We start from the raw sequence: 12,202 nt of genomic DNA on the forward strand, positions 1-12,202 counted from the left end.
TCACCCCCTCCCCCCCCCCCCCACCCCCCCCGGTGTTGGGCCCCCCCCCCCCCTTCTTCGTACCGGGCGCCCGAGCGGCGCCCACCGGCGCGCGGTTTCACGGTGCGACTACCGGCTCCGCCAGTATATTGGCCCGGAGCCAACGAACGTTCGGAGCAGACACGATGGCACCTCGCGGGGATTCGGTCAATGAGGAGATGCGGCAACGCTCCCGTCGGCGCATCATGCGAGCCACCGTCGAACTGGTCGACCGGCACGGATACGCGGGCACCACGCTGACCGACATCGCCGAGCGGGCCGGGCTCGCGCGCGGCCTGCTCTCGTACTACTTCGACGGGAAACGGCTGCTGATGCAGTCCGCAACGCACCGGATGATGCACCAGTCGCTCTCCGGCGCGCTCGCCGAGCTGACCCCGGACGCCACACCGGCGGCCCGGCTGGCCCGCGCGATCGACGCGGTCCTCACCCTCGCCCTGGAGCATCCGCGGGTGATGCGCTCGCACCTCGCGCTGATCCTGGACCCGGACTCCGGCGCCTTCGTCCAGGACCCGGAGCAGCAGCAGCTCGGCGCCATCCTCCAGGGCCTGCTGCTCGACTGGGGCGCACCGGACCCGGCCGCCGAGCACGCGGTGCTGCGCAGCGCGCTGATGGGCGGCTGCATCGGGGTGCTGCTGCCGGGCGCCGAACTCCCGCTGGCGCTGATCCGGGCCGACCTGTTCCGCCGCTACGACCTGCCCTGGGAGTTGGGCACCCCGCCGCAGGCACTGCCGCCGGAACGCGAACGGCCGCCGGCCCGCGGCTGACGGCGGGTGGATGGCGGCTCGGTGCCCGGGCGACCGATCGCGGGCCGCCGGACCCGTACGCTCTGCTGAGAGCTCCCCTCAGCACTCCTCTCAGTGCTCCTCTCAGCGCTCCTTGAGGATCGAGGCCAGCAGGTCCACGGTCCGCTCGGGCGTGAGGCTGTCCACGCAGAGCCGCTCCATGACCTGGATGTACGCGTCGACGTCGTCCCGCTTGTCGAGGTACAGCGCGCTGGTGAGCTGCTCCAGGTAGACGACGTCCGCGAGGTCCTGTTCAGGGAAGCGCAGGATCGTGAACGCCCCGGACTCCCCCGCGTGCGCGCCGAATCGGAACGGCATCACCTGGATCACGACGTTGGCCTGCTCGGCGACGTCGATCAGGTACTGCACCTGGCCGCGCATCACCTTGGGCCCGCCGACGGGGCGGCGCAGCGCGGCCTCGTCGATCACGGCCCACAGCCGCGGGCTGGCGCCCTCGGTCAGCAGCTTCTGGCGACGCAGGCGAAGGCTGACCCGCCGTTCGATCTCCTCCTCGCTGACGACCGGCCGACTCTGTCCGAAAACCGCCCGTGCGTACTCCTCGGACTGCAGCAGTCCGGGGATGAACTGCACCTCGTAGGTGCGGATCAGCTGGGCGGCCTCCTCCAGGCCGACGTAGGTCTGGAACCAGCCCGGCAGCACGTCGTTGAAGCTGTGCCACCAGCCGGACTTGTTGGCCTCGCGGACCAGCCCGAGCAGTGCCTCCCGCTCCAGGCCGTCGTCCACGCCGTAGAGGCTGAGCAGGTCGGCGACGTCGCGTTCCTTGAAGCTGACGCGGCCGAGTTCCATGCGGCTGATCTTGGACTCGGAGGCCCTGATCGCGTAGCCGGCGTCCTCGCGCGTGATGCCGCGCGTCTCACGCAGGCGACGCAGCTGAGACCCGAGGAGGATCCGGCGGACCATCGAGCCGCCGCCCGGCTGAACTGTGGTCATGCGGTCGAAACCTCCACCTAGGGCAAACAGCGCACAGTCTGCCATCAGTTGAGCGCTCACGGTGCCGATACTGACGGATGTTCCTATCAGTTCCACACTCCACACACCAGGATGCACGTGCATCCGGCGCTTGCATATGCCAATAGTGCGACTGCACGTGAATCGACTCTTGCATCTGCAGTGAGCGCACACCACCATGGTGCACGTGCACCTGCACATCCCTGGCAATCCCGCGGGCTCCGCGTCGACCCCACGCGCGACTCCGTGCACCGACCCGGCAGCGTTCCCCCGCGCCACCGGGGGATCGTGTGCGCGCGCGCTGGTCGAGGGGGCGGCCGAGCGGCCGAGCGAGTCGGAGGTGACCGGCATGACCCCGGCGGGTCCAGCCGTGTCCGCCCCCTTATGGGAGGAGCTCTTCATGAGCACCGGTACGGCTTTGGCGGTTGACCCCCATGTGGTCACCTGTACGCTCGCTCCTCGCTTCGAAGCCGTCAGAACCGCGCGCGACTTCGCCAGAACCTCTCTTCAGCGCTGGGGCCTGATGGAGCTGTTCGACGACGTCGCGCTGGTGGCCTCGGAGCTGGTGACCAACGCACTGCGGCATGCGATCGGCGCACGACCCGACCCTGCGGGTGGCGCCCAGGGCGAGTACGACTTTCCCATACAGCCGACCCCCGAGGGCCGGCTGCCGATCCGAATAAGCCTGGTCCACCGCTCTCCCCAGGTGGTCTGCGCGGTGAGCGACCCGAGCTGCATCGGCCCGGTCGCCCGGGAGGCGGACTTCGTCGCCGAGTCCGGCCGCGGACTGCACCTGGTGGAGTCCTTCAGCCGCTCCTGGGGTTGGCACCCGCTGGGCAGCGGCAAGGTGGTCTGGGCCCTGTTCGAGGCGGAGCCGGCCACCGGTTCCGAACTCGGTGGACGGCACCGGCGCTCGGCCTAGCGCCAGGCGGCGCGCGGCCGGCCGAGGGAGGCCCCGGGAGGACCGCACCCCGGGCTCCGCGGGGCGGCTCGACGGGCCTGGCGCAGGTGCGCCACGGGCTCCGGCTCAGTCCTCAGGACGATTCCCACGACGATTGCCGGGTCGGCCCCCCGGACGAGCCGGCCGGACTGACGGCCGGGCACCCCGGCGGCCCGCCCCCCGTCCACGTCCGGGCCCCCAACCGTGCGCGGGACCACCCGCCGCGCCTGCGCGCGGTCGGCCGCGAGAGCGCCCGTCGGGAGAACGCCCGTCGCGTGGCCCCGGACCGGCCCCGGACAAGACAAAGGCCGTCGCGGTGTCAGCACCCACGACGGCCCCCCGATGGCAGGACGGCGGCCGGTCAGACCGCCAGGTGGTCGAACTCCCCGTCCTTGGCCCCCAGCAGCAGGGCGGCGATCTCGGCCCGGGTGTAGATGAGCGCCGGCCCTTCCGGGAAGCGCGAGTTGCGCATCGCCACATCGCCCCCCGGCAGGGCCGCGAACTCGACGCAGTTCCCCTGGGAGTTGCTGTGCAGGCTCTTCTGCCAGAGAACCCCCTTGAGGTCGGCGGCCGCCATCCCGTTGTAGGTGTCGTACGAGCCGTGCGTGTCCTGCGAGTCGTGCATAGAAATCTCCCGAAGAGCTCCGGAGTGGTCGTCCAGCGCGGCGCTCCCGGCACCCGCCGAACGAACGGACCGGCCCCGTACCGGCCCGGCACAACGCCTCACTTGACGCGATGATAGCTGCTGTGCACGTGCATCAGCACGGGACATTGCAGGTGCACGAGGCCTTTCACCGGCAGTTCCGAACTCTTCACGGGCCCTTCTCCTGACGGTACGTAAACGGACATAGCCGAGTGAATCGCCAGATTCTCGATAACCGGCCGTGAGCGGTTCCCCGCTGAATGTTGATCTTCAGACGCCCGGAGTCGCGCTGCCGTGACGCTCCGTCAGGCGACCTCCCGGCTGTGAGACATCTCACGCGCCACACAGGCAACTCGACGCCCCGTCGGACACGTCAGGGCTACGAGCGGTGATCGCTCGAAGGCTGGGTGAGATATGTCCGGATTGCGGGTAAACCGCCCGGACGGACACCGCGGGAACGCGGCACACCCGCCATGACCACGTGAAACTCGAACGGCAGCCGAATGCAGGCCTGACGGGCCGATGTCCTACGATCTCCGGCATGAGCACCGCAGCCATCCCGGGCGCGCCACTGCCCGTCCGCACTCCAGGCTCCCGTGCGCGGGGGCGCCACCGCCGCCCCGAGCGCCCCGAGATCCCGGCCGGCTCCCCGGCCCTGGTGCTCGCCGTGCCCGCGACCGCCGGGCCCGAGTCCCGCTCGGTCGTCGAGGAGCTGCTGTCGATCGTCCGCAGCGAGCAGAGCGGCATCCAGACCGCCGTCGGCTACCTCCCGGGCGAAGCCGCCCAGGGGGTCGACAGTGACGACCGCACCGTCGCCGAACTGCTGGCCATGGCCGCCGAGGCGGGCCTGCCCGCGCCGGTCCTGGTGCCGCTGGTACCCGGCCCGCACGGATTCCTGACCGAACTTCACGCCCTCGCCGCGGAGTACGGAGCCCCCGTCACCGACGTGCTCGGCCCGCACCCGCTGCTCGCCGAGGCCGTGCACGTGCGCCTGTCCGAGGCCGGCCTGGCACGCGCCGACCGGGCCCGGCTGTTCGCCATCGCGACCGCCGCGGACGGCGTCGTGCTGACCACCGTCGGCGGCGAGGAGGCCGCTGCCGCGGCCGGCATCACCGGTGTCCTGCTGGCGGCACGACTGGCCGTCCCGGTCGTGCCCGCCGCGCTCGACGTGCCGGGCTCGGTCGCCGCGGCCGTCAACCACCTCAAGGAGACCGGCTCCCAGCGCCCGGCGCTGGCCCCGCTGGTGATCGGGCCGGAGGCCGACTCCGAACTGCTCGCCACGGCCGCCGAGGAGACCGGCTGCCCGTCCGCGGCGCCGCTGGGCGCCTACCCGACGGTCGGCCAGCTGATCGCCGCCACCTACCTGGCCGCGCTGCCGGCACCCTCCCCCGAGGCCCTGGCGCAGGCCGAGGCCGAGGCGGCGGAGACCGCCGAGGGCGCGCACGCCGACCACTCCGGCCGGGGCGGTCACGCCGCCCACGCCGCTCGCACCGCCACCGAGGAGTCGGCCGGCCAGTAGCGGTCACCGCACGCGTGAAGGGCCCGGAACGTAGCCGTTCCGGGCCCTTCCTGCTTGTCCCGTAAGGGAGTTAAAGGGCGAATAGGTGCGATGTCCGTTCTATCCGCATTTGTTCGCCGTCGCTCGATCCATCCTCCGACGGCCACAGTGTGGACGCACCTCCTTCTCGGCGGGCGGCCCCCGGGGGACCCGACCCGCCGTCACCCGCCTCCTGAAGCACAGACAGTTGTGCACGCCCTTCGCGGCATTGCCGGAAATCGGCCATTTTCGATCATGGCGAGCGAGGGGAACGACCGTTCTCGCCAAACCGTGATGCGCGTCACAGGTGTTTGCAGTTTGAACTTAAGTCTGCTTAACGTGCTCCCCGTTCGTGGCCACACGAACCCAGTTCATCCGCGACGCCGAGTCCTGCCGTCGGATGTCCTGGCAGCGCGAAAACGCACCACGGCAGGAGCGGGGGACCCACAGGCAAGTCGCCCCGGACCGTTCCCCGGAACGATCCAGGGCTAGGGGTGAAGCCGCGCCCACAGCGCGGCCGGGCAACTCCAGCCCGAATCCGACAGCTCACCTCGCAGGCGTGGGAGAGGACTGCGTCTTCATGCTGCCCACCAACGGCACCCGTCTGTCCAGTCGTACCCGACGCGTGATCGCCGCCATCGGCGTCGCGGGCGTCGGCCTCACCATCCCCTGCCTCACCTCCGGCACCGCCTCCGCCGCCTCCGTCGCCACCTGGGACAAGGTCGCCCAGTGCGAGAGCACCGGCAACTGGAGCATCAACACCGGCAACGGCTTCTACGGCGGCCTGCAGTTCACCTCCAGCACCTGGGCCGCCTTCGGCGGCACCGCGTACGCCCCCCAGGCCAACCAGGCCACCAAGGACCAGCAGATCGCCGTCGCCGAGAAGGTCCTCGCCTCGCAGGGCCCCGGCGCCTGGCCGGTGTGCTCGGTCCAGGCCGGCCTGACCAAGGGCGGCGCCGCGGCTGCCGTCGACACCTCGGCCGGCTCGACCACCGGCTCGGCTGCCAGCTCGACCGCCACCAAGCCCGCCGCGAAGCCGGCCACCCCGGCCGCCAAGCCCGCGCAGAGCCAGGCCCCGGCCACCCCGGCCGCGAAGCCCGCCAAGCCGGCCGCACCGGCCCAGGACCAGGCACAGGCCCCCGCCGACTCCGCCAACGGCACCTCGGCGCAGAAGGGCCAGAACCAGGCCCAGAACAGCGCCCAGCCCCAGGGCGACGACTACACCGTCGCCTCCGGCGACTGGCTGTCCTCGATCGCCGACAAGCACAACCTCCAGGGCGGCTGGCAGCGGCTGTACGAGCTCAACCGCGGCACCCTGACCGAGGGTCCGGACACCATCTACCCGGGCCAGCGCCTCTCGTTCAAGGACGGCGGCCAGGCCCAGCAGTCGGCTCAGACCGACCAGTCCGGCTCGGACTTCACCTGGTTCGACCGCTCGCAGAAGTCCGGCCAGACCTCCAACGGCGCCGCCGTGAACGCCAAGCCGACCGCCCAGCCGCAGGCCCCGGCCCCGACCTCGACCCCGGCCGCCAAGCCGGCTTCCAAGCCGGCCGCCCAGGCGCAGACCCCCGCTCAGGCCCCGGCCGCCACCGGCAGCATGGCCGCCGCGGTCTCCTTCGCCCAGTCGAAGGTCGGCCAGGCGTACGTCTACGGCGGTACCGGCAACGGCGGTTGGGACTGCTCCGGCCTGACCCAGGCCGCGCTGCGCGCCGCGGGTGTCTCCGTCCCGCGCGTCGCCGCCGACCAGGCCGCCGCCAGCACCCGCGTCTCGCTGGACAGCCTGCAGGCGGGCGACCTGCTGTTCTGGTCCAACAACGGCCAGAACTCCGGCGTCTACCACGTCGCGATCTACATCGGCGGCGGCCAGTACGTCGAGGCCGCCAACCCGAGCTCGGGCGTGCGCCTGCAGACCGTCGCCAACTGGGCGCCGGACTTCGCCGGCCGGGTCTGAGCACGACCCGCGGGTGACAGCTGACAACTGACGGCTGACAGATAACAGATTTCAGATAACAGATTTCATCATCTGTTATCTGTCAGCCGCCGCCCGCCCCGGCGGTCGCCCGGCGCCGTAGGAAGGCCGCCGGCAGGCCGCCGGGCAGGACCGCCCGGGGCCATGGTCAAAGCCCGCCCCCAGCGGGCATGCTGCTGCTCCGGCACCCGAGGAGGAGTCACCATGGCCCAGGTCACCGTCACACTCGACGCCAACCTCGCGATCGACGCGATGATGCTCTCCGGCACCAAGAACCCGCAGGACGCCGTCGAACTCGTCCTGCGCGACTACCTGGCCCGCGGCCGCCGCACCGAGACCCGCACCGGCGACGCCACCGACGGCCAACGGCTCACCGAGAGCCGCCCCACGGACCACGAGGGCTGACCCGGCACCCGGGCGGCACGCAACGGGCCCCGGAGAGCAACAGCTCTCCGGGGCCCGTCCGTTGACCGTCCTCAGCGCGCGCAGGCCCCCGTGGAGCCACGCATGACCAGCTCCGGCTGGAACATGAACTCCCCGCGCTGGACCGCGTTCCCGCCGACCTCCTCCAGCAGCGCGTCCACCGCCGCGGTCGCCATCGCCTCGACCGGCTGGCGGATCGTGGTCAGCGGCGGCTCGGTGAAGGCGATCAGCGGCGAGTCGTCGAAGCCGACCACCGAGACGTCGTGCGGCACCGACAGTCCACGCTGCCGCACCGCCCGGATCGCCCCGAGCGCCATCATGTCGCTGCCGCAGACGATCGCCGTGCAGCCCTTGTCCAGCAGTGCGCCGGCCGCCGCGTGCCCGCCCTCCACGCTGAACAGCGTGTGGTGGACGAGTTCCTCGGCCTCCTCCTGGCTCCGTCCCAGCACCTCGCGCATCGCCGCCGTGAAGCCCTCGATCTTGCGCAGCACCGGCACGTACCGCCGCTGCCCGACGGCCAGCCCGATCCGCTCGTGCCCGAGTTCGGCCAGGTGCTGGACGGCCATCCACATCGCGGCCCGGTCGTCCGGCGAGATGAACGGCGCGTCGATCCGCTCGCTGTAGCCGTTGATCAGCACGAACGGCACCCCGCGCCCGGTCAGCCGGGCGTAGCGGTCGTGGTCGGCGGTGGAGTCGGCGTGCAGCCCGGAGACGAAGACGATGCCCGCCACACCCCGGTCGACCAGCATCTCGACCAGTTCGTCCTCGGTGGACCCGCCCGGCGTCTGGGTGCACAGCACCGGGGTGTACCCGTGCCGGCTGAGCACCTGCTCGATCACCTGGGCCAGTGCGGGGAAGATCGGGTTGCTCAGCTCCGGCGTGATCAGCCCGATCAGGCCGGCGCTGCGCTGGCGCAGTCGGGTCGGCCGCTCGTAGCCGAGCACGTCGAGCGCCGCCAGCACGGTCTGCCGGGTGGCGGCGGAGACGTTCGCCTTGCCGTTGAGTACGCGGGAGACGGTGGCTTCGCTGACCCCCGCCTGCGCCGCGATGTCTGAGAGTCGCGCCGTAGTCACGGTCCCAGAGCCTATTGCAACCACGTCAGACCGCCCACCAGCCGGTGCTGTCCGGCGCGAGCACCGTCTCGCCGCCGTCGACCGCCAGCTCCACCGAGGAGAGCAGCAGCTTTCCGGGCGCCGCTATCCGGACCGGCTCGTCCGTGGCGTTGACGGTGCAGACGAAGGAGCCGCGGCGGAACGTCAGGGTCCCCTCGGGGCCCTCCAGCCACTCCACGGCCGTCCCGGCGCCGAGGTCGTCCTGGGAGCGGCGGACGGCGAGCGCGCTGCGGTACAGCTCCAGGGTGGACGCCGGGTCTCCGGTCTGCGCCTCGACGCTCAGCGCGGCCCACTCGGCCGGCTGCGGCAGCCAGGACGGCCCGCCGGCGACCGGGCCGAAGCCGTACGGGGCCTCGGTGCCGGACCACGGGATCGGGACGCGGCAGCCGTCGCGGTAGCCGTCCTGCCCGGCCTTGCGGAAGAACGACGGGTCCTGGCGGACCTCGTCCGGCAGGTCGGTGACGTCCGGGAGGCCGAGTTCCTCGCCCTGGTAGATGTACGCGGAGCCGGGCAGCGCGAGCATCAGCAGGGTGGCGGCGCGGGCGCGGCGCAGGCCGAGCTCGCGGTCGCCGGGGGTGCGGATCTGGGTGCCGAGGCCGGGCGGGTTGGCGAAGCGGGTGGCGTGCCGGGTGACGTCGTGGTTGGACAGCACCCAGGTGGTGGGGGCGTCGACCGGGCGCATCGAGTCGAGCGAGACGTCGATCACCTCGCGCAGCGCGGCGGCGTCCCAACCGGTGCCCAGGTACTGGAAGTTGAAGGCCTGGTGCAGCTCGTCGGGGCGCACGTAGTTGGCGGTGCGCTGGACGGTCGGGGTCCAGGCCTCGGCGACGCCGATCCGCTGGCCCGGGTACTCGTCGAGGATCTTGCGCCAGCTGCGGTAGATCTCGTGCACGCCGTCCTGGTCGAAGAACGGCATGACGTCGTTGCCGAGCAGCTTGAGCTGGTCCGCGCCGCCGAGGTCGGGCAGGCCGGGGGCCTTCACCAGGCCGTGGGCGACGTCGATGCGGAAGCCGTCGACACCCATGTCGAGCCAGAACCGCAGGATCGAGCGGAACTCGTCGGCGACTGCCCGGTTCTCCCAGTTGAAGTCGGGCTGCTCGGGGGCGAACAGGTGCAGGTACCAGTCGCCGGGGGTGCCGTCCGGGTTCTCGCTGCGGGTCCAGGCCGGGCCGCCGAAGATGGACTCCCAGTCGTTGGGCGGCAGTTCGCCGTTCTCGCCCTTGCCGGGGCGGAAGTGGTACCGCTCGCGCAGCGGGGACTCGGGGCCCTCGCGCAGGGCGCGCTGGAACCACTCGTGCTGGTCCGAGGAGTGGTTGGGGACGAGGTCGACGATGATCCGCAGCCCCAGCTGGTGGGCGTCCCGGATGAGCGCGTCGGCGTCCAGCAGGCTGCCGAACATCGGGTCCACGGCGCGGTAGTCGGCGACGTCGTAGCCCGCGTCCGCCTGCGGCGAGGCGTAGAACGGCGAGAGCCAGACCGCGTCCACGCCGAGGTCGCGCAGGTACGGCAGGCGGCTGCGGATGCCGGGCAGGTCGCCCATGCCGTCGCCGTTGGAGTCGGCGAAGCTGCGCGGGTACACCTGGTAGATGACCGCGTCCCGCCACCAGCCTCTGGAGGCGCCGCCAGTCACAGGAGCCGGGGTGACCGCCTCGTGGGCGGCGGCGTCGGCGGCAGGCCGGGAGGTGTCGGCCAGGTTCTGGGTCATGGACGGTATCCCTTGGGGACTAGAGGAGCGAGGAGCGTTACGACTTGGAGGCACCGGCGGTCAGACCGGTGACCAGGTGGCGCTGCACCAGGTAGAAGAAGGCTGCCGACGGGATCGCGATCAGCACGGCGGTCGCGGCCATCAGGTTCCACTGGGCGTCGTGCTCGCTGACGAAGGTCTGCAGGCCCACGGCCAGCGTGTACTTGTCGGAGCTGAGCATGAAGGTGGAGGCGAACGGCACCTCGGCCCAGTAGGTGAGGAAGGAGTAGAAGGCGGCCACCGCCAGGCCCGGGCGGGCGAGCGGCAGCACCAGCCGCCAGAAGGTGCCGAACGGGCTGAGCCCGTCGACCCGGCCGGCCTCGTCGATCTCCACCGGGATGGTGTCGAAGTAGCCCTTCAGCAGCCAGGCGCAGTACGGCACGGTGGTGGTCGAGTAGACCAGGATCAGGCCCAGGTAGCTGTCCAGCAGGCCGAGGTCGGAGAGCATCGTGTACATCGGCACGATCAGCACCGCGATCGGGAACATCTGGGTGACCAGCAGCGACCACATCAGCGGCCGGTGGCCGGGGAAGCGCATCCGGGAGACGGCGTAGCCGGTGGTGGCGGCGACCAGGACGCCGAACACGGTGGTGACGCCGGAGACCAGGAGGGCGTTGCCGAACCAGGTGAAGAAGTCCGTGTCGAACAGCACGTGGTGGTAGTTCGACAGCGTGAGCTTGTCGAGGATCGCGCCGGGGTGGAGGTAGTCGGTCTTGTCCGGGCCGAGCGAGACGAAGAGGATCCACGCCACCGGGAACAGCGCGATCAGGCCGGCCACGATCAGGGTGCCGTGGGACAGCGCCCTGACCAGCGGGCTGCTCTCGCCGCGCCGGCGGGCCTTGACCGGCCGGGCGGCCGGGGCCACGGCCGCCGCGGGGGTGGGGAGTTCGGTGGTGGTGCTCATCGGGGGTACCTGCCTTCGTGGGTCAACTGGGTCCGGGGCCTCAGCCGTTGGCCTGCTCGTTGCGGGCGAGCCAGCGCCGGTAGAAGGCGGTGAAGACGATCAGGATGGACAGCAGGATCACGCCGTAGGCGGCGGACTGCGCGTAGTCCCGGGGGATCTGGCCGAAGCCGAGGCGGTAGGCCCAGGTGACCAGCAGCTGGGCGTCGGGCGCACCGGTGCCGAAGAGCAGGAAGATGACGTTGAACTGGTTGAACGTCCAGATCACGCCGAGCAGGACGACGGTGGAGGAGACGGCCCGCAGCCCGGGCAGGGTGACGTACCGGAAGCGCTGCCACGGTGTGGCGCCGTCCATCTCGGCGGCCTCGTACAGCTCGGCCGGGATCGACTGCAGGCCGCCGAGCAGCGAGATCATCATGAACGGCACGCCGGCCCAGGTGTTGACCAGGATCGCGGCGGACTTCTGCGCCCACGGGTCGGTGAGCCAACCGGGTTCGGGCAGGTGGAGGAAGCCGAGCATGCTGTTGACGACACCGCCGTCGGACAGCATCAGTCGCCAGGAGAAGACGGTGACGAAGGTCGGCACGGCCCAGGGCAGGATGAGCAGCATCCGGTAGACGGCGCGGCCGCGCAGCTTCTTGTTGAGCAGCAGGGCGAGGCCCAGGCCGAGGGTGTAGTGCAGGAAGACGCAGATGGCCGTCCAGGCGATGGTCCAGACGAAGTGGGACCAGAAGCGGTCGTACGAGCCGGGGCCCCACAGGATGTCGGCGTAGTTGTGGAAGCCGACGAAGTTGTAGCTGGCCGGGATCTCGTTGACGCCGATCTTGCGGGCGACGTTGAGGCTGTTGGCGTCGGTCAGGGTGAGCCAGAGGCCCTGGACCAGCGGGTAGAGCACCAGGGCACCGAGGACCAGCACCACGGGGGCGATCATCGCGTAGGCGTACCAGTGCTTGGCGTAGGAGCGCTTGACGCGTTCCAGCAGGCCCGGACGCTGCTCGCGCTCCGGGCTGCCCTTGCCGGTGGCGCCCTGCACGGCGACTGACATCGATTGACACCTTCTCGGGGGGAAGTCTCGGGGAGAGCGGGTCCGGCCGCCGGGCCCGCCGGGTGGCCGCCGCCGCTCCAGCCGGACAGGGCCTGGAG

The 12,202-nt window shown here is 71.4% G+C and carries 11 protein-coding genes and 1 riboswitch; of the genes, 5 read left to right on the plus strand and 6 right to left on the minus strand.

Annotation, left to right across the window (positions count from 1 at the left end):
- Positions 1-224 precede the first annotated feature (224 nt).
- Positions 225-803 (plus strand): TetR/AcrR family transcriptional regulator, encoded by a 579-nt coding sequence (locus tag ACFV6I_RS31185; protein WP_244293512.1) that lies wholly within the window; start codon positions 225-227, stop codon positions 801-803.
- A 102-nt stretch (positions 804-905) separates the two neighbouring features.
- Here ACFV6I_RS31185 and ACFV6I_RS31190 read toward each other — a convergent pair whose 3' ends face one another.
- Positions 906-1,772, minus strand: a complete 867-nt coding sequence (locus ACFV6I_RS31190) for a helix-turn-helix transcriptional regulator (RefSeq protein ID WP_063350131.1) — start codon at positions 1,770-1,772, stop codon at positions 906-908.
- Between the two features lie 418 nt (positions 1,773-2,190).
- Between ACFV6I_RS31190 and ACFV6I_RS31195 the strand changes: the two genes are divergently transcribed.
- Positions 2,191-2,712, plus strand: a complete 522-nt coding sequence (locus ACFV6I_RS31195) for an ATP-binding protein (RefSeq protein ID WP_244293511.1) — start codon at positions 2,191-2,193, stop codon at positions 2,710-2,712.
- 379 nt (positions 2,713-3,091) lie between these two features.
- Here ACFV6I_RS31195 and ACFV6I_RS31200 read toward each other — a convergent pair whose 3' ends face one another.
- Complete coding sequence (locus ACFV6I_RS31200; protein WP_063350130.1) at positions 3,092-3,355, minus strand: DUF397 domain-containing protein; 264 nt, start codon at positions 3,353-3,355, stop codon at positions 3,092-3,094.
- Positions 3,356-3,914: 559 nt separating this feature from the next.
- Here ACFV6I_RS31200 and ACFV6I_RS31205 point away from each other — a divergent pair.
- The 3 genes from ACFV6I_RS31205 (at position 3,915) to ACFV6I_RS31215 (ending at position 7,284) form a co-directional block, all read left to right on the plus strand.
- Positions 3,915-4,892 (plus strand): hypothetical protein, encoded by a 978-nt coding sequence (locus tag ACFV6I_RS31205; protein WP_063350129.1) that lies wholly within the window; start codon positions 3,915-3,917, stop codon positions 4,890-4,892.
- 430 nt (positions 4,893-5,322) lie between these two features.
- Positions 5,323-5,483, plus strand: a riboswitch (cyclic di-AMP (ydaO/yuaA leader).
- Complete coding sequence (locus ACFV6I_RS31210; protein WP_380345364.1) at positions 5,470-6,861, plus strand: transglycosylase family protein; 1,392 nt, start codon at positions 5,470-5,472, stop codon at positions 6,859-6,861. (Overlaps the previous riboswitch by 14 nt.)
- Before the next feature lie 222 nt (positions 6,862-7,083).
- Positions 7,084-7,284: a hypothetical protein gene (locus ACFV6I_RS31215; RefSeq protein WP_063350127.1), complete on the plus strand. Its 201-nt coding sequence runs from the start codon at positions 7,084-7,086 to the stop codon at positions 7,282-7,284.
- A gap of 71 nt (positions 7,285-7,355) precedes the next feature.
- Here the strand turns inward: ACFV6I_RS31215 and ACFV6I_RS31220 are convergent, their stop codons facing one another.
- From ACFV6I_RS31220 to ACFV6I_RS31235, 4 genes are read right to left on the minus strand one after another with little or no spacing between them, the layout of a single operon-like run.
- Positions 7,356-8,375 (minus strand): LacI family DNA-binding transcriptional regulator, encoded by a 1,020-nt coding sequence (locus ACFV6I_RS31220; RefSeq protein ID WP_208869121.1) that lies wholly within the window; start codon positions 8,373-8,375, stop codon positions 7,356-7,358.
- A 25-nt stretch (positions 8,376-8,400) separates the two neighbouring features.
- Complete coding sequence (locus tag ACFV6I_RS31225) at positions 8,401-10,119, minus strand: glycoside hydrolase family 13 protein (RefSeq protein WP_380428899.1); 1,719 nt, start codon at positions 10,117-10,119, stop codon at positions 8,401-8,403.
- A gap of 37 nt (positions 10,120-10,156) precedes the next feature.
- Positions 10,157-11,062: a sugar ABC transporter permease gene (locus ACFV6I_RS31230; protein ID WP_380428901.1), complete on the minus strand. Its 906-nt coding sequence runs from the start codon at positions 11,060-11,062 to the stop codon at positions 10,157-10,159.
- A gap of 40 nt (positions 11,063-11,102) precedes the next feature.
- The gene (locus ACFV6I_RS31235) at positions 11,103-12,104 is read right to left on the minus strand and encodes a carbohydrate ABC transporter permease (RefSeq protein ID WP_063350124.1); all 1,002 of its coding nucleotides are present in this window, start codon (positions 12,102-12,104) and stop codon (positions 11,103-11,105) included.
- Positions 12,105-12,202: the final 98 nt, after the last annotated feature.

This window comes from Kitasatospora sp. NPDC059803 (assembly GCF_042732255.1).
GTDB lineage: Bacteria > Actinomycetota > Actinomycetes > Streptomycetales > Streptomycetaceae > Kitasatospora.

Excerpts from the sequence above, each read along its gene's own strand:
- ACFV6I_RS31195 (WP_244293511.1), top strand. The coding sequence starts at position 2,191 with ATGAGCACCGGTACGGCTTTGGCGGTTGACCCCCATGTGGTCACCTGT.
- ACFV6I_RS31185 (WP_244293512.1), top strand. The coding sequence starts at position 225 with ATGCGAGCCACCGTCGAACTGGTCGACCGGCACGGATACGCGGGCACC.
- ACFV6I_RS31230 (WP_380428901.1), bottom strand. The coding sequence starts at position 11,062 with ATGAGCACCACCACCGAACTCCCCACCCCCGCGGCGGCCGTGGCCCCG.
- ACFV6I_RS31190 (WP_063350131.1), bottom strand. The coding sequence starts at position 1,772 with ATGACCACAGTTCAGCCGGGCGGCGGCTCGATGGTCCGCCGGATCCTC.
- ACFV6I_RS31205 (WP_063350129.1), top strand. The coding sequence starts at position 3,915 with ATGAGCACCGCAGCCATCCCGGGCGCGCCACTGCCCGTCCGCACTCCA.
- ACFV6I_RS31200 (WP_063350130.1), bottom strand. The coding sequence starts at position 3,355 with ATGCACGACTCGCAGGACACGCACGGCTCGTACGACACCTACAACGGG.
- ACFV6I_RS31235 (WP_063350124.1), bottom strand. The coding sequence starts at position 12,104 with ATGTCAGTCGCCGTGCAGGGCGCCACCGGCAAGGGCAGCCCGGAGCGC.
- ACFV6I_RS31215 (WP_063350127.1), top strand. The coding sequence starts at position 7,084 with ATGGCCCAGGTCACCGTCACACTCGACGCCAACCTCGCGATCGACGCG.
- ACFV6I_RS31225 (WP_380428899.1), bottom strand. The coding sequence starts at position 10,119 with ATGACCCAGAACCTGGCCGACACCTCCCGGCCTGCCGCCGACGCCGCC.